The sequence below is a fragment of the Streptomyces roseifaciens genome (assembly GCF_001445655.1).
Taxonomy (GTDB): Bacteria; Actinomycetota; Actinomycetes; order Streptomycetales; family Streptomycetaceae; genus Streptomyces; species Streptomyces aureoversilis.
The window spans coordinates 939,247-960,302 of the sequence record NZ_LNBE01000003.1 but is presented as its reverse complement, the minus strand read 5'-3'; the positions used below and the strand labels follow the sequence as shown (position 1 = coordinate 960,302).

Annotated in this window: 21 protein-coding genes; 8 read left to right on the top strand and 13 right to left on the bottom strand. The window is 75.4% G+C overall.

All coding sequences use genetic code 11. The features are described from left to right. Window positions 1–4 precede the first annotated feature (4 nt). Entirely contained in the window at window positions 5–820 is an 816-nt protein-coding gene (locus AS857_RS10025; RefSeq protein WP_058042766.1) for an SDR family oxidoreductase, read from the bottom strand. Window positions 821–865: 45 nt separating this feature from the next. On the opposite strand from AS857_RS10025, the gene AS857_RS10020 reads away from it, so the two are divergent. From AS857_RS10020 to AS857_RS09990, 7 genes are all read left to right on the top strand, one after another. Then, on the top strand, window positions 866–1,759 hold the full coding sequence (locus tag AS857_RS10020; RefSeq protein ID WP_058042765.1) for an enoyl-CoA hydratase: 894 nt from the start codon (window positions 866–868) through the stop codon (window positions 1,757–1,759). Further along, window positions 1,759–2,919: an acyl-CoA dehydrogenase family protein gene (locus AS857_RS10015; RefSeq protein WP_058042764.1), complete on the top strand. Its 1,161-nt coding sequence runs from the start codon at window positions 1,759–1,761 to the stop codon at window positions 2,917–2,919. The genes AS857_RS10020 and AS857_RS10015 overlap by 1 nt, the downstream gene beginning before the upstream one ends. A 64-nt stretch (window positions 2,920–2,983) precedes the next feature. Beyond that, on the top strand, window positions 2,984–4,006 hold the full coding sequence (locus tag AS857_RS10010) for an acyl-CoA dehydrogenase family protein (RefSeq protein ID WP_058042763.1): 1,023 nt from the start codon (window positions 2,984–2,986) through the stop codon (window positions 4,004–4,006). A gap of 22 nt (window positions 4,007–4,028) precedes the next feature. Beyond that, the gene (locus AS857_RS10005) at window positions 4,029–5,654 is read left to right on the top strand and encodes an FUSC family protein (protein ID WP_058042762.1); all 1,626 of its coding nucleotides are present in this window, start codon (window positions 4,029–4,031) and stop codon (window positions 5,652–5,654) included. A 72-nt stretch (window positions 5,655–5,726) separates the two neighbouring features. Next, on the top strand, window positions 5,727–6,233 hold the full coding sequence (locus AS857_RS10000; RefSeq protein ID WP_058042761.1) for a MarR family winged helix-turn-helix transcriptional regulator: 507 nt from the start codon (window positions 5,727–5,729) through the stop codon (window positions 6,231–6,233). Window positions 6,234–6,389: 156 nt separating this feature from the next. Beyond that, a complete protein-coding gene (locus AS857_RS09995; protein ID WP_058042760.1) occupies window positions 6,390–8,657 on the top strand; it encodes a heavy metal translocating P-type ATPase in 2,268 nt (755 codons plus the stop codon). A 130-nt stretch (window positions 8,658–8,787) separates the two neighbouring features. Beyond that, entirely contained in the window at window positions 8,788–9,537 is a 750-nt protein-coding gene (locus AS857_RS09990; protein WP_058042759.1) for a polysaccharide deacetylase family protein, read from the top strand. Window positions 9,538–9,555: 18 nt separating this feature from the next. Here AS857_RS09990 and AS857_RS09985 read toward each other — a convergent pair whose 3' ends face one another. The 10 genes from AS857_RS09985 to egtA all read right to left on the bottom strand — a co-directional run bounded on the left by AS857_RS09985 (window position 9,556) and on the right by egtA (window position 17,994). Continuing rightward, window positions 9,556–10,110, bottom strand: coding sequence for a hypothetical protein (locus AS857_RS09985; protein ID WP_058042758.1), 555 nt, complete (start codon window positions 10,108–10,110; stop codon window positions 9,556–9,558). After that, on the bottom strand, window positions 10,107–11,570 hold the full coding sequence (locus AS857_RS09980; RefSeq protein WP_058044042.1) for an ATP-binding protein: 1,464 nt from the start codon (window positions 11,568–11,570) through the stop codon (window positions 10,107–10,109). The genes AS857_RS09985 and AS857_RS09980 overlap by 4 nt, the downstream gene beginning before the upstream one ends. Before the next feature lie 17 nt (window positions 11,571–11,587). Next, the gene (locus tag AS857_RS09975) at window positions 11,588–12,286 is read right to left on the bottom strand and encodes a response regulator transcription factor (protein ID WP_058042757.1); all 699 of its coding nucleotides are present in this window, start codon (window positions 12,284–12,286) and stop codon (window positions 11,588–11,590) included. A 190-nt stretch (window positions 12,287–12,476) separates the two neighbouring features. Beyond that, window positions 12,477–12,692, bottom strand: coding sequence for a dodecin (locus AS857_RS09970; protein WP_058042756.1), 216 nt, complete (start codon window positions 12,690–12,692; stop codon window positions 12,477–12,479). Between the two features lie 90 nt (window positions 12,693–12,782). Then, a complete protein-coding gene (locus tag AS857_RS09965; RefSeq protein ID WP_058042755.1) occupies window positions 12,783–13,025 on the bottom strand; it encodes a hypothetical protein in 243 nt (80 codons plus the stop codon). A 73-nt stretch (window positions 13,026–13,098) separates the two neighbouring features. Then, the gene (locus AS857_RS09960) at window positions 13,099–13,548 is read right to left on the bottom strand and encodes a universal stress protein (protein ID WP_058044041.1); all 450 of its coding nucleotides are present in this window, start codon (window positions 13,546–13,548) and stop codon (window positions 13,099–13,101) included. Window positions 13,549–13,617: 69 nt separating this feature from the next. Then, entirely contained in the window at window positions 13,618–14,586 is a 969-nt protein-coding gene (gene egtD / locus AS857_RS09955) for an L-histidine N(alpha)-methyltransferase (protein WP_058042754.1), read from the bottom strand. Continuing rightward, complete coding sequence (egtC, locus tag AS857_RS09950; RefSeq protein WP_058042753.1) at window positions 14,583–15,338, bottom strand: ergothioneine biosynthesis protein EgtC; 756 nt, start codon at window positions 15,336–15,338, stop codon at window positions 14,583–14,585. The genes egtD and egtC overlap by 4 nt, the downstream gene beginning before the upstream one ends. Next, entirely contained in the window at window positions 15,338–16,663 is a 1,326-nt protein-coding gene (gene egtB / locus AS857_RS09945; protein ID WP_058042752.1) for an ergothioneine biosynthesis protein EgtB, read from the bottom strand. The genes egtC and egtB overlap by 1 nt, the downstream gene beginning before the upstream one ends. Then, complete coding sequence (egtA, locus tag AS857_RS09940; protein WP_058042751.1) at window positions 16,660–17,994, bottom strand: ergothioneine biosynthesis glutamate--cysteine ligase EgtA; 1,335 nt, start codon at window positions 17,992–17,994, stop codon at window positions 16,660–16,662. Before egtA ends, egtB begins: the two co-directional genes overlap by 4 nt. Before the next feature lie 95 nt (window positions 17,995–18,089). On the opposite strand from egtA, the gene AS857_RS09935 reads away from it, so the two are divergent. Further along, on the top strand, window positions 18,090–19,391 hold the full coding sequence (locus AS857_RS09935; protein ID WP_245699733.1) for a cytochrome P450: 1,302 nt from the start codon (window positions 18,090–18,092) through the stop codon (window positions 19,389–19,391). Here the strand turns inward: AS857_RS09935 and AS857_RS09930 are convergent. Next, window positions 19,369–20,124 carry a bestrophin-like domain gene (locus AS857_RS09930; protein ID WP_058042750.1) on the bottom strand — a complete coding sequence of 252 codons (756 nt, stop codon included), beginning with the start codon at window positions 20,122–20,124 and terminating at the stop codon, window positions 19,369–19,371. The genes AS857_RS09935 and AS857_RS09930 overlap by 23 nt on opposite strands. Window positions 20,125–20,306: 182 nt before the next feature. Then, a complete protein-coding gene (locus tag AS857_RS39875; protein ID WP_058042749.1) occupies window positions 20,307–20,927 on the bottom strand; it encodes a hypothetical protein in 621 nt (206 codons plus the stop codon). Between the last annotated feature and the right edge of the window lie 129 nt (window positions 20,928–21,056).

Below are 21,056 nucleotides of genomic sequence, written 5' to 3'. Positions count from 1 at the left end.
TCGGTCACGCGCGCTGGCTGCTGACGGAGACCGTCTCGCCGGTCATGTACGAGGAGTAGCCGCTGGCGAGGAAGACGATGACGTTGGCGACCTCCCAGGGCTCGGCGGCCCGGCCGAACGCCTCGCGCCGGGCCAGCTCCTCCAGCAGCTCCGGCGTGGTGACCTTCGCCAGGTGGGGGTGCAGGGCGAGGCTCGGCGCGACGGCGTTGACGCGCACGCCGTAGGCGGCCGCCTCCACCGCCGCGCAGCGGGTGAGCGCCATGACGCCGGCCTTGGCCGCGGCGTAGTGGGCCTGGCCCTGCTGGGCGCGCCAGCCCACGACGGAGGCGTTGTTGACGACGACGCCGCCGGTGCCCCGGTCGCGCATCCGGCGCAGGGCGGCGCGGGTGCAGCGGAAGGTGCCGCCGAGGGTGGTGCCGACGACGGCGTCCCACTGCTCGTCGGTCATGTCGGCGAGCTCGGCGGTGCCCCCGAGACCGGCGTTGTTGACGACGACGTCGAGGCCGCCGTGCCGCTCCTCGGCCAGCTCGAACAGGGCCGCGACCTGCGCTTCGTCGGTGACGTCGCAGGGCCGTCCGGCGACCTGGCGGGCGCCGAACTCCTCGCTCAGGTCGGCGACGGCGACGCGCAGCCTGCGCGCGTGCCGGTCTCCGAGCACCACGCGGGCGCCCTCCTCCAGGAACCGGCGGGCGGTGGCGGAGCCGATCCCCGCCCCGGCCGCGGCCGTGATGACGGCCGTGCGGCCGGACAGCAGCTCGTGGGCGGGGAGATAGGGCGGCGGGACGGGCCGGACAGCGGTGGACTCCTCGACGCTGCTCATGGCCGTACGTTAACCTACCAAACACTTGTTAGGGAAGGATGGTTGATGACCACTGACCCTGTGCCGACGGACGGCCGGCAGGACCCCGAGGGCCCCGTGGTGCGCTACGAGCGCAGCGGCCCCGTCGCGACCGTCACCATGAACCGGCCCGCGTACCGCAACGCCCAGAACTCCGCGATGACGTACGCCCTGGACGGGGCCTTCTACGAGGCGTCGGCCGACGACGAGGTCAAGGTGATCGTCCTCGCGGGCGCGGGCGATCACTTCTCGTCCGGCCACGACATCGGCACGCCCGGCCGCGACGCCCACCTGCCGCACCCCCGCCGGGCGGGCCTGTGGTGGGACCACTCGGACAAGGCCGGTGCGGAGAGCCGCTTCGCGCGCGAGTCCGAGGTGTACCTGGGCATGTGCCGCCGCTGGCGCGAGATCCCCAAGCCGCTGATCGCCTCCGTGCAGGGCGCCTGCGTGGCGGGCGGCCTGATGCTGGCCTGGGTCTGCGATCTGATCGTCGCGAGCGAGGACGCCTTCTTCGCCGACCCGGTGGTCCGGATGGGCATCCCCGGCGTGGAGTACTTCGCGCACCCCTGGGTGCTGCCGCCGCGCGTCGCGAAGGAACTCCTCTACACAGGCGACCGGATGAGCGCGCACCGCGCCCGCGAACTCGGCATGGTCAACCGCGTGGTGCCGCGCGAGCGGCTCGCCGCCCGCACCCATGAACTCGCCGGGCGCGTGGCCGCGATGCCCCGCATGGGCCTCGCCCTCGCCAAGCGCGCCGTCAACCAGGCCGAGGACCTCCAGGGCCTGCACGGCGGTCTCGACGCGGCGTTCGCCCTGCACCACCTCGCGCACGCGCACAACGCCGAGACCGCCGCCGACCCGCTCGCCGGGATGGACGTGCGCACGATGAAGGCGAGGGCGGCCGGGACGGGCGGCACCTGATGGACCTGGACCTCACGCCCGCGCAGGAGGACTTCCGCGCGGAGGCCCGCGCCTGGCTCGCCGGCCACGTCCCCCGGACGCCGCTCGCCTCGCTGGAGACCGAGGAGGGCTTCGCCGAACACCGCGCGTGGGAACGGACGCTGCACGCGGGGCGCTGGTCGGCCGTCTCCTGGCCGGCCGTGTACGGGGGCCGGGGCCGTTCGTTCCTGGAGTGGCTGGTCTTCGAGGAGGAGTACTGGGCGGCGGGCGCACCCGCCCGCGTCTCCCAGAACGGCATCGGCCTGCTCGCCCCGACGCTCCTCGAACACGGCACGCAGGAGCAGCGGGCCCGGATCCTGCCGGCGATGGCGAGCGGGGAGACGGTGTGGGCGCAGGCGTGGTCCGAGCCCGAGGCCGGGTCGGACCTCGCGTCCCTGCGGTCGGTCGCGGTGCGCACGGCCGGCGGCTGGCTGCTCAGCGGGCAGAAGACGTGGTCGTCGCGGGCCGCGTTCGCCGACCGCGCCTTCGGGCTGTTCCGCAGCCACGCGAGCGCCGGCCGGCCCCACGAGGGCCTGACCTACGCGATGTTCGGGCTCGACGCGGAGGGGGTGCGGGTGCGCCCGGTCGGCCGTCTCGACGGCAGGCCCGCGTTCGCGGAGATCTTCCTGGACGAGGCGTTCGTGCCCGACCGGGACGTCGTCGGCACGCCCGGCGACGGCTGGCGCGTCGCCATGAGCACCGCGGGCAGCGAGCGCGGCCTCACCCTGCGCAGCCCGGGCCGCTACGTGGCGGCCGCGCGCCGGCTGGTCGCCCTGTGGCGGGCGGCCGCCGACCCCGGGGACACGGCGCTGCGCGACCGGGTGGCCGATGCGGTGGTGCGGGCCCGCGCCTACCAGCTGTACGGGTACGCGTGCGCGGCGGGCGGGCCGCGGGGGGCCGAGCCGAGCCTCACCAAGCTGTTCTGGTCGGAGCTGGACCTGGCGCTGCACGAGACGGCGCTCGACCTGCTCGGCCCGTACGGCGAACTGGCCGGCCCGGCGGGCGACGCGCCGGCGCACGGCGGCTGGGCGGAGGGCTTCGTCTTCGCCCTGGCGGGGCCGGTGTACGCGGGCACGAACGAGATCCAGCGGGACATCGTCGCGGAGCGGCTGCTGGGGCTTCCGAAGGGGCGGCGGGCATGAGGGGTGCACGGGAGGTTCCACCAGCCGTACGGGGACGGGCGCGTGCCGTACGGGGGCGGTCGGCATGAGGTTCGCACTCGACGACGAGCAGCGGGAGTTCGGGCGGACGCTCGGCCGGATGCTGGGCGCGTCGGACACCCCGGCGGCCGTACGGGCCTGGGCGCGCGGCGACCACGGGCCGGGGCTCGCGCTGTGGGAGCGGCTGGCGCGGGCCGGGGTCTTCGGGCTGGCCGTGCCCGAGGCGTTCGGCGGCGCGGGGCCGCTGCCGGTGGAGGCGACGGTGGCCTTCACGGAGCTGGGCCGGCACGCGGTGCCGGGCCCGGTCGTGGAGACGGCCGCCGTGTCGGTGCTGCTGGCGCGGCTGGCCGAGGCGGGCCGGCCGGTCCTCGCGGAGGCCTGGCTGCCGCGCGTGTGCGACGGCGGGGCCCGGGTGACGGCGGCCCTGCCGGGCGCACCGGGCGGAAGCCCGTACGCGCTGGACGCGGACGTGTGCGACGGGGTGTTCGTCGCGCCGGGCGGCCCGGACGACCTCTTCCTGGCCACCGGCCACGGCCCCGTCCAGCCCTCGCTGGACCCGGCGCGGCGGCTCGCCCTGCCGCGGTGCGGTGCGGAGCCGGTGGCCGCGGGGCGGGCGGTGCGCGAGGCGGCGCGGCTCGCCGCCGACTGGGCGGCGTTCGCGGCGGCCGCGCAGGTGCTGGGCGTGGGGCTGGCCCTGCTGGAGCGGACGGTGGGGTACGTGCGGCAGCGCAAGCAGTTCGGCGTGCCGGTCGGCGCCTTCCAGGCGGTCAAGCACCGGCTGGCGGACGTACGCGTGGGCCTGGAGTTCGCCGGGCCGCTCGTGCACGGCGCGGCCGTGGCCCTGGCGGCGGGCACGCCGGGCGCCGGGGCGGAGGTCGCCGCGGCGAAGGCGGCGGCGTCCGACGCCGCCTATGCCGCGGCCCGGGCCGCCCTGCAGCTGCACGGCGCGATCGGCTACACCGCGGAGTACGACCTGTCGCTGTGGCTGGGCAAGGCGCGGGCGCTGCGGTCGGCCTGGGGAACGCCGGCGGCCTGCCGGGCCCGTACTCTCGATTTATTTTCTCTGTAAAACACTTGCTAATCTTCTGAGCATGCTCAGACGCTCCCCGCTGCCCGGGTCCCTGCAGGCCGCCCTCCGGATCGGCCGACCTGCAGACATCTGGTACAAGTCGGCCCTGAGCGGCGTCGTGGCGATGGCCGTCCCGTACGCCGCCCTGCTCGCCGCCGGCCGGCTGGATCTCGCGCTCTACACCTCCGCCGGAGCCCTGTGCGCGCTCTTCGGCCACGATCGCCCGTACGCGGCGCGCGCCCGCACCCTCGCCCTGGTGGTGCTCGGCATGACCGCGGGCGTCGGCGCGGCCCTGGCCACCGCGGCCCTCACGCCCTCCCCCGCCGTCCTGGTGGCGGTCGCCGCCGTGCTCGCCGCCGCGCAGAAGACGGCCTGCGACGCCTCCCGCACCGGCCCGCCGGGCCACATCGTCCTCACGTTCGTCACGGCGTCGGCGTGCTTCGCGCCGCAGCGCGCCGCGGACCTCCCGCTCCACGTCGGCCTGACGCTGGCCTGCGGCCTGTGGGCGTGGCTGGTCTGCATGGCGCCCGCCCTCGTCCGCCCGCACGGCCCCGAGCGCATCGCCGCCGCCCGCGCCCTGGAGGCCGCGGATCGGCTGGCCCGCACGAACACGGCGGAGGCGGCGAACCCGGCGAACCCTGGGGACGCAGACCGCGCGCGCCACGCCGCCTGGCAGGCGCTGCTGCGCGCACCCGCGGCGGTGCGCGCCCACGTGCACGCCGAACTCGTCCGCAGGGAGGCGGTCGTGCACGGTCGCGGCGGCACGGACGCAGGCCGGTCCCCCGCAACGGCCCCCGGCCCGGACAGCGGGCCCTGGCAGGCCTGGGCCCGGGCCCTGCGCAAGGGCCGCGCCCTGCCCGGGGACGCGCCTGCCACCCCCGGCCCGGGCGCGGTGCCGCCCGGGCCGCTGCCGCTGTCCCTGCTGCTGCCCACGGGCGCCCGCGTGCTCGCCGGTTCCGCCCTGGCCGGCTGGGCCTCGCTCGCCTGCGGGGTCGGCCACCCGTACTGGGCCGTGGTCAGTGCCGCCTCGGTCGTGCAGGCGGGCGGCGCTCCGTCCTGGCAGCGCGCGCTGCAGCGGGTGCTGGGCAACCTCCTCGGCGTCGCGCTCTTCGCCGCGCTGGCGCCCCTGATGCGCACCGGCCAGGCGGTCATGGTCCTGGCCGTGCTCGTCCTGCTGGCCGGCGCCGAGGCGCTCATCTCCCGCAGCTACTGGCTCGGTACGGTCTGCGTCACCCCGATGGCCCTTTTGCTGACCGAATTCGGCGGCAGCCGCCCCGCCGGGGAGCTCGTCGGCGACCGCTGGACCGATACGCTCGTCGGCGCGGCGGCGGGCCTGCTCGTCTGCGCGCTGGTCACCAACCGGCGGGCGGCGGACCGGGTCGACGCCGCCGTGGTCCGGGTGTCCGAGGCGCACGCCGCGGCCCTCGCCGTGGCGGCGGGTGCCGGCGCCCACGAGGCGGACCGCGCCCGCGACCGGCTCGCGGCCGCCCTCGTCGACCTGCGGGAGGCGGCCGACGCCGCGGCCGGCGAGTGGCGGCAGCGGACCGTCCCCGGGGAGCGGGTGGTTCGCGCCGAGCACGACGGCCACCGGGCGCTGGCCTCGCTCGCCCGGGGGCACGCACCGGGCGGCGGCGCGGCGCCGATGTGAGGGCTCCCTCCGGACGGTCACCGGCGGGACGGCAGAATCTACCCGGAGCACCGACTGGAAAGGATCACCAACGTGACCGAGGACATCGTCGCGCGCGTGCTGCGGCAGTGGCAGCAGGTCCACCCCGGACTCGACACCGCGCCGATGGCCGTGATCGGCCGGCTCAACCGCTGCGCGGCGCTGCTCCAGCAGGCCACGGACGCCCCGCTGGTGCGCGAGGGCCTGACGCGGGCCGAGTTCGACATCCTCGGCACCCTGCGGCGCACGGGCCGGGAGCTGACCCCGGGCCAGATCGCACGGGAGACCTTCGCCTCCGGGGCCGCCGTGACCAAGCGGCTGCGGGTGCTCGAAGCGCGCTGCCTGGTCGCCCGCCGCGCCGACGAGCGCGACCGCCGGGTGGCCCACCTGTCCCTGACGGACGAGGGCCGGGAGCTCATCGACCGGCTGATCCCGCACCAGCTGGGCTACGAGAGCGCGCTCCTCGAAGGGCTCGGCGAGGACCGCCGGGCCGATCTCGCCGCGACGCTGGCCGAGCTGCTCGTCCTGCTGGAGGGGCGGCTCGGCGGCCTGCAGCCCTGACCTCGGGCGCCTCCCGCCCCGCCTGCTTCGGGCCGTACCCCCCAGGGGTACGGCCCGAAGTCGTTCCTCCCCCTTGCGATCGATACACCCCAGGGGTATACATGGAGGTAGGAGATACCCCCCAGGGGTATGAGGGGAACGGCACGAGGAGCGCGGATGAGCACCACGACGAGCAGTACCACCGGCACGGCCGAGGTCGAACTCGCGATCGGCGGCATGACCTGCGCCTCCTGCGCCGCCCGGATCGAGAAGAAGCTCAACCGCATGGAGGGCGTCGAGGCCACGGTCAACTACGCCACCGAGAAGGCCCGGGTCTTCCACGCCGAGGGCGTCTCGGTGGACGACCTGATCGCCACGGTGGTCGCCACGGGCTACACCGCCGAGCCGCCCGCCCCCGCCGAGGCGGCGCCCGCCGGTGCGCAGGAGGGGCAGCCCGCCGGGGAGGGCGACGAGCTGCTCACGCTGCGGCAGCGGCTGATCACGGCCGTGACGCTGGCCGTCCCCGTCGTCCTGCTGGCCATGGTGCCCGCCCTGCAGTTCGAGTACTGGCAGTGGCTGTCGCTGACCCTGACGGCGCCCGTCGTCACGTACGCCGCCTGGCCCTTCCACCGCGCCGCGTTCACCAACGCCCGGCACGGCGCGGCCACCATGGACACCCTGATCTCGGTCGGCACCTCGGCGGCCTTCCTGTGGTCGGTGTGGGCGCTGTTCCTCGGCGACGCCGGCATGCCGGGCATGACGCACTCCTTCGACCTGACGGTCAGCCGGGGCGGCGGCGCGGAGAACATCTACCTGGAGGCGGCCGCGGGCGTCACCGCCTTCATCCTGGCGGGCCGCTACTTCGAGGCCCGCTCCAAGCGCAAGGCCGGGGCCGCGCTGCGGGCCCTGATGGAGCTGGGCGCCAAGGAGGTCACGGTCCTGCGGGGCGGGCGGGAGGAGCGCATCCCGGTCTCCGGCCTGGCCGTGGGCGACCGCTTCCTCGTCCGGCCCGGCGAGAAGATCGCCACCGACGGCACCGTCGTCGAGGGCAGCTCCGCCGTGGACGCCTCGATGCTCACCGGCGAGTCCGTCCCCGTCGAGGTCGGCGTGGGCGACGCGGTCACCGGTGCCACGCTCAACGCGGGCGGCCGCCTCGTCGTGGAGGCCACGCGCGTCGGCTCGGACACCCAGCTGGCCCGGATGGCGAAGCTCGTGGAGGACGCGCAGAACGGCAAGGCCGCGGCCCAGCGCCTCGCCGACCGCATCTCCGCCGTCTTCGTACCCGTCGTGATCGTCCTCGCGCTCGCGACCCTCGGGTTCTGGCTGGCCACCGGGGCGGGCGCGACCGCCGCGTTCACCGCGGCCGTGGCCGTGCTGATCATCGCCTGCCCGTGCGCCCTGGGGCTCGCCACGCCCACCGCCCTGATGGTCGGCACCGGCCGCGGCGCCCAGCTCGGCATCCTCATCAAGGGCCCCGAGGTCCTGGAGACCACCCGCAAGGCCGACACCGTCCTCCTCGACAAGACCGGCACCGTCACCACCGGCCGCATGACCCTGCTCGCCGTCCGCACCGCCGACGGCGTGAGCGAGACCGACACCCTGCGGCTGGCGGGCGCGCTGGAGCACGCCTCGGAGCACCCCATCGCCCGGGCCGTCGCCGCGGGCGCCGCCGAGCGCGTCGGCACGCTGCCCGTGCCGGAGGACTTCGCCGACCTGCCGGGCCTCGGCGTCCAGGGCGTCGTCGAGGGCCACGCCGTCCTCGTCGGCCGGGAGAAGCTGCTCTCGGAGTGGGCCATGGGCCTGCCGGCCGGGCTGCGGGAGGCGAAGGACGCCGCCGAGGCCGCGGGCCGCACGGCCGTCGTCGTCGCCTGGGACGGCGAGGCCCGCGCGGTGCTGGAGGTGGCCGACGCGGTCAAGGACACCAGCGCCGAGGCCGTCCGGCGGCTGCGCGCGCTCGGCCTCACGCCGGTCCTGCTCACCGGTGACAACAAGGCCGTCGCCGAAGCGGTCGCGGCCGAGGTCGGCATCGACGAGGTGATCGCCGAGGTCCTGCCGCAGGACAAGGTCGACGTCGTCAAGCGGCTGCAGGCCGAGGGCCGTTCGGTCGCGATGGTCGGCGACGGCGTCAACGACGCCGCCGCCCTCGCCCAGGCCGACCTGGGCCTGGCCATGGGCACCGGCACCGACGCCGCCATCGAGGCCGGCGACCTCACCCTCGTCCGCGGCGACCTGCGCACCGCCGCCGACGCCATCCGCCTCGCCCGGCGGACGCTCGGCACCATCAAGGCCAACCTCTTCTGGGCCTTCGCCTACAACGTGGCGGCCCTGCCGCTGGCGGCCGCGGGGCTGCTGAACCCGATGATCGCCGGAGCCGCGATGGCCTTCTCCTCGGTCTTCGTCGTCGGCAACAGCCTGCGGCTGCGCGGCTTCCGCCCCACGGGCTGACGGCGCCCGCCCCGCGCATGAGCCCCGTATGCCGGGTACATGAGCAATTCGTAACAGGCGCAACGCTCTTCCCCGCCCCCGCCCTCTCACTCGGTGTAAGGGACACCGAGAGGGAGGGCGGGACCGCGCCATGGCGCTGCCGAAGAAGCACAGGAACCGGATCGCGGCCACGGCGGCCGTCCTCGCGATAGCCGCCGGGACGCTCGCCGTGGCCGTCAACGACCGCGAGAGCGGCAGCACTTCCCAGGCGGCGGACCGGCCGGCCGCCGGCAGGACGGTCAGTCAGGAGATCGAGCACCTGTCGGAGGACTCCGGCAGGACGGTCAACCTCACGATCGACGACGGCCCGGACCCGACGTGGACGCCCAAGGTCCTGAACGTGCTCAAGGAGTACGGCGCCAAGGCCACGTTCTGCATGACGGGGCCCAACGCGCAGAAGCACCCGGACCTCGTCAAGGAGGTCGTCGCGGCGGGGCACCGGCTGTGCGACCACTCCATGTCGCACGACACCAGGATGGACAAGAAGCCGGTGCCGTACCAGGAGAAGGAGATCCTGGACGCCCGGAAGCTCATCGAGGAGGCCTCCGGCGGCGAGCCCGTGCGCTACTACCGGGCCCCCGGCGGGGCGTTCACCCCGGACAGCCGGCGCATCGCCGCCGAGCACGGGATGCGCCCGCTCGGCTGGAACGTGGACACCAAGGACTTCGAGCGCCCGGGCGTCGAGAAGATCCTCGACACCGTCCGGCGCGAGCTGGGCAAGGGCCCGACGATCCTGATGCACGACGCGGGCGGCCCGCGCACCCAGACCGTGGAGGCCCTCGGGCGGCTGCTGCCCGAGCTCAAGCAGGAGGGTTACGCCTTCAGCTTCCCGCGGACCTGAGCGGCGGCCGACCGGGGGTCAGCGGGATACGGCAGGGGTGGGCAGCTTGGCCGCGGGGAAGGCCTGGTTGCTGTCGCAGACCAGGTCGGTGATGACGTAACTGCCGCCGCTGAGCTCGACCTTCACGTCGTGGATCTGCCGCCCCCGGGGCACCTCGTTGGCCGCCGCCGTGCAGACGAACTGGCTCCTGGAGACGGGGGTCAGCCGCAGGACGTTGAACGGCATCTGGATGCTCACCCGGAGGGTTCCGGTCGTGACGTGCACCTCGCCCTTCATCTTGGGCACGTCGGAGTACAGGCCGCGCACCCGCTCCTCCTCGCTCGGCCCCTGCAGCAGCAGCGCGACGGCGTCCTCGGCGCCGAGCTTGGCCTTGGCCGGCCGCGTCACGGACGTCACGCCGGTGGGCGACATGAAGAAGAGCCTCGCCTCCGCCGAGTTGACCTCCCCCTGCCGCTTGGCCCCCGTCGCGGGCTGCCCCACGTCGATGACGTCGGTGGTGGTGACGCCGCAGCCGGTGAGCGCCGCGGCCAGCAGGGCGGCCGGGGCGGCGCGGCGTACTCGTCGCGCCTTCACGCCGTCTCGCCCCCGCCCTGCCGCAGCGGCAGATCCACGGTGAACACGGCGCCTCCTCCGGGTCGGTTGGCGGCCCGCACGGTGCCCTCGTGCAGGCGTACGTTCTCCAGGGTGATCGCGAGTCCGAGGCCGCTGCCCTCGGAGCGGGCGCGGGCGGAGTCCGCCTTGAAGAACCGCTCGAAGACGTGCGGCAGCACCTCGGGGTCGATGCCCTCGCCGCGGTCCGCGATCTCGATCAGCAGCCTCCGCCCGGCGCCCTCACCGGCCACCCGGACGGCGACGTCCACCGGTTCGCCGCCGTGCTTGAGGGCGTTGCCGACGAGGTTGGCGACCACGACGTCGATGCGGCGCGGATCCAGCCGGGCGCGCACCCCCTCGGGCAGGTCGGCGGACGCCTTGTCCTGCCAGCCGCGGGCCTGGAGGGTCTTGCGGACGGTCTCGGAGACGTCGACCTCGTCGAGGTGGAGGGCCGCGGCGCCCGCGTCGAAGCGGGAGATCTCCATCAGGTCCTCGACCATCCGCGCGAGCTTGCCGGTCTCCTCGCTGATGAGGCGGACGGCGTAGGCGGTGTCGGGGTCGAGGGAGTCCGCGTCGTCGTCGAGGACGTCGACGACGGCGGTCATGGCGGCCAGCGGCGTGCGCAGCTCGTGCGAGACGTCGGCGGCGAAGCGCCGCGAGTTGGCCTCCATGCGGCGCAGTTCGGCGACGTTCTCCTCCAGGGCCTCGGCCATGTCGTTGAAGGTGCGCGAGAGGTCGGCGAGCTCGTCGCGGCCGGTGACCTTGAGCCGGGTGTCCAGTTCGCCGGCGGCGAGCTTGCGGGAGGCGCGGCGCAGTTCGCGCACGGGCCGCAGCACGCCGCGCGCGGCGATCAGGGCCGGTACGGCGGCCAGGGCGACGGCGGGCAGGGCGCCGCTCTGTGCGGCCTTGACCAGGGCCTGGACGTTCGCCTCGTCCTCGCGGAGCGGCATCTGGGCGTACACCTCCAGGCCGGAGGCCTCATTGCTGCCGCGGTAGGTGACCGGCAGCCCGATGGCGAGCCAGGGGTCGCCGCCGCTGTCCAGGCGCTGGAAGGCGGGGATGCCCGCGCGGACCTTCTCCTGGACGCCGCGCGGGAGGACCCGGCCGTGGTCGCCGCCGGGCACGAGCCCGCTGCCGCGGTAGCGCACGTAGACGGTCCAGCGCTGGGCGCTGCCGGCGGCGTTGAGCCGGTGCTGGAGGTCCTGCAGGGCCTGCTGGGAGAGCGGGAAGGCGTAGTCCGGCACCTGCGAGTTGACCTGGGAGCGCAGGGCCTCGATGGCCGTGTCCTGGGTGCGCTTGAGGATGGCCGTACGGGCCTCGCGGAAGGTCAGCGCCGCCGTGGTGAGCGCGCTGAGCGCGGCGACCAGCAGGAACGCGAGGACGAGGCGGGCGCGCAGGCCGGCCGCGACGGCGCGCAGGGACGGCCGGCGCAGGGCCGGCATGCGCAGGGCGGGCCGCCTCACAGGGGTCCGAAGCGGTAGCCGAAGCCGCGGACGGTCTGGATGTACTTGGGCGACCGGGTGGAGTCCTCGACCTTGGTGCGCAGGCGCATCACGCAGGCGTCCACCAGGCGGGCGTCCCCGTGGTAGCTGTGCTCCCACACGTGCTCCAGGAGCTGCTGGCGGCTGAAGACGCGGCCCGGGGTGGCGGACAGGTACAGCAGCAGCTTCAGCTCGGAGGGGGCGAGCGGCAGGTCCTGGCCGTGCTTGGCGACGAGCAGGCCCTTGCGGTCGACGGTCAGGTCGCCGTGGATCTCCACGGGCTGGAGGGAGGCCGGGTCCGGGCCGCCGTCGCCGGGGGCGGCGCGGCGCAGCACGGCGCGGATGCGGGCCTCCAGGACCTCGCCGCGGGCGGGCTTGACGATGTAGTCGTCGGCGCCGGCTTCGAGGCCGAGGACGACGTCTATGTCGTCGCCGCGCGCGGTGAGCATGATGATCGGGATCTGCTGGGTGGCCCGGATGCGGCGGCACACCTCGAAGCCGCTCATGTCGGGCAGCATGAGGTCGAGCAGGACGAGGTCGGGCCGGAACGTGTCCATGGCGGCGAGCCCGGCACCGCCGGTCGCCGCGCCCTCCACCTCGTGGCCGCGGCGGCGCAGGGTGAGGGTGACGGCGTCCCGTACCGCGCGGTCGTCCTCGATCAGCAGTACCCGTGACATGCGGACAGTATCGTTCCCCTCTGCACACTCGTGCGCCGCACGGGCCTCCGAACGGCAGAACTGTCACGGATTGCTCATATTCACCGGTGCCGCGGGTCGCCGCACTCGCGCCGCACGTCGCTCCACCCGTGCCGCGCGTTGCTCCGTCCGGGGACGTCCGGGCCGTCCGGGCCGGGCCGCAGCGGCGGCCTCAGTCGCCCTCGTCCAGCCGGAAGCCGACCTTCAGGCCCACCTGGTAGTGGCCGATCGCGCCGTCCACGAGGTGTCCCCTGATCTGGGTGACCTCGAACCAGTCGAGGTTGCGGAGCGTCTGGGAGGCGCGGTCGAGGCCGTTGCGGACGGCCTCGTCGACACCGTCCGGGGACGAGCCGACGATCTCGGTCACGCGGTAGGTGTGGTGCGTCATGGGCGCTGCTCCAGGGAGTGCGGGCCGGTACGGTCCCCACCACCGTGGCGCACCGCGCGCCCGCGCGCGAGGCGAGCGCCCGCGCCCGGCTCACGTCAGGTCGGCCACCGTGCGCTCGGCCAGGACGTCCGGCGCGGCCTCGGCGGCGGGCGGGACGGGCGGGCCCGCGGTGTAGACCGCGAGGAGCTTGCCGGACTCGTCCAGGACCGGGATGTTCTTGGGGATGACCTCCCCGCCCGACAGGGTCAGGGACAGGACGCCGTCCCGGTCGGTGAGCTCCAGCGTCCCGGACGGCTCGGGAGCCTCCGTCGCTTCCGCTTCCTGGTCGGACATGGCAAGGACCTCCTTGTCGCCGGGCAGCCGCAGCCTACCCCCGCCGTACCGCGGGAACACCCCTCCGGGGCGGCTACGGCACCACGGTGACGGGCCGGCGTCCCGCCTTCACCAGCCGTACCGCGACGGAGCCGACGATGCGGTGGCCGGCGCGCTCGGAGGCGCCGACGACCACCGCGTCGGCCTTGAGGTCGTCGGCCGCCTGGACGAGGCCCTGGTAGGGGTCCCCGCGGAAGGTGTGGAACTCCCAGCGCACCCCGCGCTCGCCCCGCAGCCGCCCGGTCGCCTCGCGGATCTCGGCCAGGAGCTCCTCGGCCACCTTCTCCGTCATCTCGGACACGGGTGCGCCCAGCGCCGCGCCGCCCGCCAGGAGCGGCTGGACGTAGACGATCGCGAGCAGCGCGTGCCGGCGGCGGGCCAGGCCCGCCGCGTAGGCGGCGGCGCGCCAGGACGTGTCGGAGCCGTCGACGCCGGCGACGATCACCTTGGGCCCGTCCGTGCCGCGCTCGAAGCCGGACGGCAGGCCCCGGCTCCACGGTTCGTGCGCCTCTTCGTTCAGCCCGCCGTTCGCATCTCCGTTCACACGGGGAGGCTAACCGGCGGCGGGCACCGACAGCGACAGTGCGAACCGCCCTTCCTCGTCCGTCCACCAGTGGGTGGCCTCCAGGCCGGCCGCCGCCAGCTCGGCGCGCACGCCCTCCTCGCGGAACTTGGCGGAGATCTCCGTGCGCAGCTCCTCGCCGGGGGCGAAGTTCACGGCGAGGTCGAGCGCGGGGATCTTGGCGACGACGGCACCGCGGGCCCGCAGCCGCATCTCGATCCACTCCTGCCGGGGGTCCCACAGGGCGACGTGGTCGAAGTCGGCCGGGTCGAAGTCGGCCTCCAGCTCGCGGTTGATGACGGTGAGGACGTTCTTGTTGAAGGCGGCGGTCACGCCCGCCGCGTCGTCGTAGGCGCGCACGAGCGTGCGCTCGTCCTTGACCAGGTCCGTGCCGAGCAGCAGGGCGTCGCCGGGGGCGAGTTCGGCGCGGACCGCGGCGAAGAAGGCGGATCGTTCCTGCGGGCGCAGGTTGCCGATCGTGCCGCCGAGGAAGGCGAGCAGGCGCGGCGCGGGGGTGGCGGGCAGGTGCAGGCCGTACTGGAAGTCGGCGACGAGGGCGTGCACCGTCAGTTCCGGGTGGTCGGCGAGCAGGCCCTCGGCCGCGCCGGTCAGGGCGCTCTCGCTGACGTCGACGGGCACGTAGTGGTCGAGGGAGGCCAGGGCGCGGATGAGGTGGCGGGTCTTGTCGGAGGAGCCGGAGCCGAGCTCCACGAGGGTGCGGGCGCGCGTGGCCGCGGCGATCTCGTCCGCGCGGGCGATGATGATCTCCCGTTCGGCGCGCGTGGGGTAGTACTCGGGCAGGCGGGTGATCTCGTCGAACAGCTCGCTGCCGCGCGCGTCGTAGAACCACTTCGGCGGGAGCTCCTTGGGCGTGCGGGTCAGGCCCGTGGCGACGTCGGCGCGCAGGGCGGCGGCGGTCGCGTCGGCGGGGAGGGTGCGGGTCAGGGCGAACGGGCTCACGGGCAGGGCTCCTTGAGCGGTGACAGGGTGACGTCGGTGCGGGTCGCGGTGAGCAGGGTGCGGTCGGGGACCTCGGTCCAGCGCGGGTCGTCGTCGTAGGGCTCGGAGGCGACGGCCGTGCGGCCGCCCGGGTCCGCCAGGTACCAGAGGGTGTCCCCCCAGGCGGTGGCGGCGATGGAGGTGCCGTCCGCGAGCAGCAGGTTGAGCCGGGATCCGGGGGCGGCCTCGGCGAGCTCCGCGACCGTGTCGGCCAGTGCGCCGCCGGGGGCGTCCCCGCCGCGCAGCCGGTGCTCGACGAGGGCCCACACGAGCGCGGAGTCGCAGCGGGCCGCGAGCCGCAGGAGCGCCTCGGGCGGCAGCAGGGCGGCGAGCGGCGCGGCGGTGTCCGGCCAGCCGGCCACCGCGCCGTTGTGGCTGAAGAGCCAGGGCCCGGCGGTGAAGGGCGCGGCGGCGGCCTCGCCGTCCGCGTCCGCCGCGGTGGCGTCCCGCACGGCGGCGAGCAGGGCGCCGGTGCGGACGACCCGGGCGATGTCGGCGAAGGACAGGTCGGCCCAGACGGGTCCGGCGCGCCGGTAGCGGGCGGGCACCGGGTCGCCTTCGGCGTACCAGCCGACGCCGAAGCCGTCCGCGTTCACCGTGCCGTGGCGCTGCCGCCGCGGCGCCCAGGACTGGCGCACCAGGGAGTGCGGCGGATCGGCGAGGCTCGCGCCGATGGGCTCCTGCGGGCCCAGTACGGCGATGTGACGGCACATCAGGCGGGCTCGGCGTCGCGTGCGGTGCGGAAGCCGGCGAAGATCTGCCGGCGGACCGGCAGGTCCCAGTTGCGGAAGGTGCCCCGGCAGGCGACCGGGTCGACGGCGAAGGACCCGCCGCGCAGCACCTTGTGGGCGCTGCCGAAGAACACTTCCGAGTACTCCCGGTAGGGGAAGGCCCTGAAGCCCGGGTAGGGCAGGAAGTCGCTGGACGTCCACTCCCACACGTCGCCGATCAGCTGCCGGACGCCCAGCGGCGAGGCGCCCCCGGGGTACGCGCCGACGGGCGCCGGGCGCAGGTGGCGCTGGCCGAGGTTGGCGTGGTCGGGCGTGGGGTCCGCGTCGCCCCACGGATAGCGCAGGGAGCGGCCCGAGCCGGGGTCGTGGCGGGCGGCCTTCTCCCACTCGGCCTCGGTGGGCAGCCGCCGCCCGGCCCACGCGGCGTAGGCCGCGGCCTCGTACCAGCTCACGTGCAGGACCGGCTCGTCGGGCGGTACGGGTTCGACGGTGCCGAAGTGCCGCCGCAGCCAGCCGGAGCCCGAGCGCCGCCAGAACAGCGGGGCCGTCAGCTCGTGGGCGCGGACGTGCCGCCACCCCTCGGGGTGCCACCAGCGCTCGTCCCCGTAGCCGCCGTCCTCGATGAAGCGCAGGTAGGCGGCGTTGCTCACGGGCAGCGTGTCGACGAAGAAGGACGGCACGAAGCGGTGGTGGGCGGGCCGTTCGTTGTCCAGGGCCCACGGCTCGGCCGAGGTACCCATCGTGAACGGGCCCCCCTCGACCAGCACCTCGGGCGGCAGCAACGCGGCGTCCGGCGGAGCCGGCGGCGGCTCGGGCGCGCCGAGCGCGGCCGGGCCCCGGCGAAGCTGGTGAGTGATCAGCATGGTCTCGTCGTGCTGCTGCTCGTGCTGGGCGATCATGCCGAACGCGAAGCCCGACGCGGTCAGCGGGCGGCCGTCGAGCGGGGCCGCCTCCAGGACGTCCAGGACCCGGCCGCGGACGTCCGCGACGTAGCTGCGCGCCTCGGCGGGCGGCAGCAGCGGCAGGGCGGGCCGCGCGGCTCTCGGGTGCTCGAACGCGTCGTAGAGCGGGTCCAGTTCCGGGCGCAGCGCCTCGTGCCCGCCCACGGCGCGCAGCAGCCACTGCTCCTCCTGGTTGCCGATGTGCGCCAGGTCCCACACCAGCGGGGACATCAGGGGCGAGTGCTGGGCGGTCAGGTCGCGGTCGTCGACGCAGCCGGTGAGGAGCCCGGTGCGCGCACGGGCGCGGAGCAGGGCGTCCGTGGCGCGCCGGCGGAGGACGTCGGGGTCCGGGCCGGGTGCGGTCATGCGGGGCTCTCCTTGCCGGTGGCGTGGTCCTCGCCGGTGCCCGGGGCCTTGCCGGCGGCCCGGTTCCCGCCGGTGAACCGGTCGAGGAGGTCGTCGGCGGGGCAGCGGCCGCGGTCGACGTACCGCGCGGTGAAGGCGTCGACGGCGTCCAGGATGCGGGGGCCGGCGCCGAGCCGGGGCAGGGCCTCGCGGGCTGCGGCGAAGCAGGTGACGGCGGCCGCGTGCAGCTCGGGGTCGGCCAGGCCGTGGCGGGCGGCGTTGCGCCAGAGCGCGTTGCGGGGCGCGGGCTCCGGGCCCGCCGTGTCCGCGAGGGCCTTCACGGCCCGGTAGGAGGTCTCGGCGGCCACGGGGTCGTCGAAGAGGGCGGCCGTGACGGCCAGCGGCACCAGCCAGCCGTCCTCGCCGGGCTGCGCGTCGATCATGCGCAGCTCCAGGTGGCCCCGGGGCCGCACCGGGGGGAACAACGTGGTCAGGTGGTAGGAGACGTCGTCGTCGGTGGCGGGCCGGGGGTGTCCCGTGCGGGTCCAGCCGCGCAGGTCCAGGCCCCAGGGCGGCTCCCACGGGCCCTCCTCGGACCGCACGCACATGATCCGGGCGTCCAGGGCGTACGCGGCCCACGCCGCCCTCGGGTCGAGGTCCTCGGACGGGGCCAGGGTGCGGCCGGGGTCCATGCGCTCGTAGCAGGCCTGGCGGGTGGAGCGCCAGCCGGTGGGGCGGCCCCCGTCGAGGGGGGAGTTGGCGAACGCGGCGACGAGGACGGCGCCCAGCAGGTGCGCCAGCCGCCAGCGCCGGCCGAAGCCGAGCGGCCCCGGCTCCTCGTGCCCGGCGTCCACGCAGACCTGCACCGAGGCGGTCTTCGTCATCACGGTGCGCCCGGCGCCGCCCCAGTGGTCGTGGAAGTCCTCCATGGCCCGGTAGCGGGGTGTGGTGAGGACGCGGCGCGGAGGGTGCCAGGGGTCCTTGCCGTAGCCGGCGAGGGAGAGGCCGAGGGCGCGGAGCACGGGGCGGGCCGTGGCCAGATCGGCGGAGACTTCCTCCGCACAGGCGGTGAGGGACTCCGCGGGCCGGGAGCTGAACTCCAGCTGGCCGCCGGGCTCGATGGTGATCAGGGACTTCAGGGGCAGTGTCCGCAGCCGGTCGGCGGCGGCTGCCAGGAGGCGGGGGGAGACGGGCCGGGAGGGATCCTGCAGGTCGTGGACGAGCCATTCCAGCTCGACGCCGAGGAACCTCGGTGGGCCCGTCTTGAAACAGATCCCGCGGACCAGGGCGTCCGCCTCCGCCTCGTCGACGACGCGGGGCGGGCCCGCCCTGCCGGGCCTGGTTACCGTCACTGTCCGTACCTCCGTCCGCCGTACCGGCCGATGGTCACCCCCACATTGTGGCGAGCCCTTGACTCGCCCGCCAGAGGAGGGTCTACGGTCCCCGCGTGACCGTAGAACAGGTGACCGCCGACGTCTTCCTGCCCGGCACCTACGCCCGCGGCGTGCCGTACGCCCGCTTCCGGGAGCTGCGGGAGAAGAGCCCCGTGTGCCGGATCGGCGAACCGGCCGTCGGCCCCTGGCCGCCGGGCCCGGGCTTCTGGGCGGTCTTCCGGCACGCCGACGTCAAGCACGTCCTGCGCAGCCCGGAGACGTTCTCCTCGCACCTGGGCGCCACCCAGCTGCGCGACCCGGACACCGAGGCGGACCTGCGGTTCGTCCGGACCACGATGCTCAACCAGGACCCGCCCGGCCACGGCCGGCTGCGCCGGATCGTCGCCTCGGCCCTCACCCCGCGCGCCGTCCGCGAGCTGGAGGCGGTCATCGAGGCGCGGGCCCGGGCGCTGGTCGGCCGTATCGCGGAACGCGGCGAGGCGGACTTCGTGGAGCTCTCCGCGGAGCTGCCCGTGCACACCCTGGCCCACGTCCTCGGCGTGCCGCAGGAGGACGGGGCGCTGATCCACGACTGGGCGAACCGGGTCATCGGCTACCAGGACGCGGACTACGCGCTGTCGGACACGGCCGCCCGGGAGAGGCTCACCCCCATGGGGCGCGCGGCCCTCGCCCGCCGCCCCGCCCCGCGGACCCGCCCCGACGGCCGACCGGTCAACCCCCGCTCGCGCGAGGCCCTGGCCGACATGTTCCACTACGCCCACGCCCTGGCCGAGCGGCCCGCGCCCGGCAGCGTGATGGCGCTGATGCGCGAAGGCGGCCTCACCCGGGACGAGTTCGAGATGATGTTCTTCCTCTTCGCGGTCGCGGGGAGCGAGGCCCCGCGCAACGCTTTACCCGGCGGCCTGCTGACACTCCTCGACCACCCGGACCAGTTCGCGCTCCTGCGCAGCCGGCCGGAGCTGGTCCCCTCGGCCGTGGAGGAGATGCTGCGCCACTGGCCGCCGGTCGTGCACTTCCGGCGCACCGCCGCCCGCGACACCGAGCTCGGCGGGCGGCTCATCCGGCGCGGCGAGAAGGTCGTCGTCTTCCACCCCTCCGCCAACCGCGACGAGCGCGTCTTCCCCGACCCGGACCGCTTCGACGTCACCCGCACCCCCAACGACCACGTCAGCTTCGGGTACGGCCCGCACTTCTGCCCGGGTGCCCACCTGGCCCGCGCCCAGATGCGCGCCGTGCTGCGGGCCGTCCTGGACCGGCGGCCCGGCCTGGAGCGGGCGGGCGAGCCGGTGCGCCTGAGGTCGAACTTCCAGAACGGCCTCAAGCACCTGCCCGTCAGATGGCGAACAGATCGGTGAACGGCGCGGTGGAATCGCCGACGGAGTGGCCGAAGGGCGAGTTGAAGTCCCAGATCAGGAAGAGCAGGAAGGCGATCAGGGCGCTGTAGAGACCGGCCAGCAGCAGCTCGCGCGGCGAGCGGCGGATCTGCAGCGTGAAGATCAGCCCCACGGCGATCAGCGCACCCGCGACCAGGCCGAACCACACCACGCCCGGCATGGTGTCGCCCGCGCTCTGCCCCCGGGCGTTGCGCGCGGCGTCCGCGGCGCCGACCTGGTCCAGCAGCGGCTGGTAGGACTGGCCCTCGTGGTCGTTGCGCGGCTCGTACGAGGTGAGGTCCTCGCGCACCTTGTCCAGCAGCATGGCGCCGCGGTCGGTGAGCTCGCCGCGCTTGAGCATCACCGGCCACTCCTTGTGCACCACGTAGCTCACGTAGGTGTTGACGTCCTCGCGCGCCTGGTCCCGGGCCGCCGGCGCGTACGCCTGCACCCGCTCGGTGACCTCGTGCAGCGCCTGGGCCTCGGCGCGGACCTGGTCCTGGGCGCTGTTGCGGGCCTCCCAGACGCCGGCGATGGCGAGGCCCAGCACGATGGCGTAGACAACGCCGATCATCATCGTCATGTACTCGATGACGTCGGGCGTCTCGGTCGGGTCGTCGTCCTCGCCGCGCCTGCGCTCCCGGAGCACGGTGATGGTCAGCACGACCGCGCACGCCGCGGCCATGGCAAGGACCAGGACCAGCCACTCGGACAAGGGAAACCTCCGGAAGACGAGAGCGGGGGGAACCGGGAACGGGACGGCGGGCGGTGCGGACGACCGCGCCGCCGGGGCGTACGGACGTCAGCCGCGGCGGCCGCCGCCACCGCCGCCCCGCGCAGCGAGCCGCCGCCCGCGCCCGAAGTCCCGCCGGCGCCGCCGCACATCGTGCCGCGCGCCTACCACGCGTCCACCGCGTCCCCGCCCGAGGGCGGGGCGTCCCTGGTCACCCTCACTCTGCTGCTGACCACCCCGGCCGTGCTCGCCGCGGCGATGCTGCGGCCGCGGGGCGGCGGGGGCGGCGGTACGTACGTGAGCGGCGTGGGGGCGGGCGCGGGTGGTCGCGGGGCGGCCGGGGTGACCGGGCGCGGAGCCCGTCCGCATCCGATGACGATCGTCGCGGAGGCGGCACCGGCACGGGCCCCGACCCTCAGGCAGCCGGGCCGGTGGTCGATCTCCGCGGCGGCCGCGTCGCCACTTAGGCCGCCGGTCCCGGCACGGACGCGGCCGTGACCGGGGATGCCGCCCGGGACGGGAAAACCGTGCCGCCCGGGACGGCCGACGTGCCCGGGAACGCCGTCGGGGCCGGGGTCGTACGTGACGCCGGCGGAGCCCGGGCGGATGCGGGGGACGCCGCGCAGGGCCTCGGCCGCCGGGCCGGGCGCCGGGCGCTCCCCGCCGGCCCGGACGGGCCCGCCGGTGCCGGGGTCGTCCCCCGGAAAGGGCCCGGCCCCGGTCGTCGCCATTACGGCCGCGAAGGCCACGATCCCCGCGCGCCCGGCGCGCACCCATCCGCTCACGGGGAGATCCTCGCGGTCGTCCAGCCCTCAACTGCCCTACGAGGGGGCCAATCCCATCGAAGGGGTGAAGAACTGTGTGTTTTATGTGCGGGGGTTCACCCCGCAAGACGGACGAACGAGGCGCACGGC

What these genes read in the sequence shown, in the direction of transcription:
- AS857_RS10025 (WP_058042766.1), bottom strand. Translation starts at nt 820, where the DNA reads ATGAGCAGCGTCGAGGAGTCCACCGCTGTCCGGCCCGTCCCGCCGCCC.
- AS857_RS10020 (WP_058042765.1), top strand. Translation starts at nt 866, where the DNA reads ATGACCACTGACCCTGTGCCGACGGACGGCCGGCAGGACCCCGAGGGC.
- AS857_RS10015 (WP_058042764.1), top strand. Translation starts at nt 1,759, where the DNA reads ATGGACCTGGACCTCACGCCCGCGCAGGAGGACTTCCGCGCGGAGGCC.
- AS857_RS10010 (WP_058042763.1), top strand. Translation starts at nt 2,984, where the DNA reads ATGAGGTTCGCACTCGACGACGAGCAGCGGGAGTTCGGGCGGACGCTC.
- AS857_RS10005 (WP_058042762.1), top strand. Translation starts at nt 4,029, where the DNA reads ATGCTCAGACGCTCCCCGCTGCCCGGGTCCCTGCAGGCCGCCCTCCGG.
- AS857_RS09995 (WP_058042760.1), top strand. Translation starts at nt 6,390, where the DNA reads ATGAGCACCACGACGAGCAGTACCACCGGCACGGCCGAGGTCGAACTC.
- AS857_RS09990 (WP_058042759.1), top strand. Translation starts at nt 8,788, where the DNA reads ATGGCGCTGCCGAAGAAGCACAGGAACCGGATCGCGGCCACGGCGGCC.
- AS857_RS09980 (WP_058044042.1), bottom strand. Translation starts at nt 11,570, where the DNA reads ATGCCGGCCCTGCGCCGGCCGTCCCTGCGCGCCGTCGCGGCCGGCCTG.
- AS857_RS09975 (WP_058042757.1), bottom strand. Translation starts at nt 12,286, where the DNA reads ATGTCACGGGTACTGCTGATCGAGGACGACCGCGCGGTACGGGACGCC.
- AS857_RS09970 (WP_058042756.1), bottom strand. Translation starts at nt 12,692, where the DNA reads ATGACGCACCACACCTACCGCGTGACCGAGATCGTCGGCTCGTCCCCG.
- AS857_RS09965 (WP_058042755.1), bottom strand. Translation starts at nt 13,025, where the DNA reads ATGTCCGACCAGGAAGCGGAAGCGACGGAGGCTCCCGAGCCGTCCGGG.
- egtC (WP_058042753.1), bottom strand. Translation starts at nt 15,338, where the DNA reads ATGTGCCGTCACATCGCCGTACTGGGCCCGCAGGAGCCCATCGGCGCG.
- egtB (WP_058042752.1), bottom strand. Translation starts at nt 16,663, where the DNA reads ATGACCGCACCCGGCCCGGACCCCGACGTCCTCCGCCGGCGCGCCACG.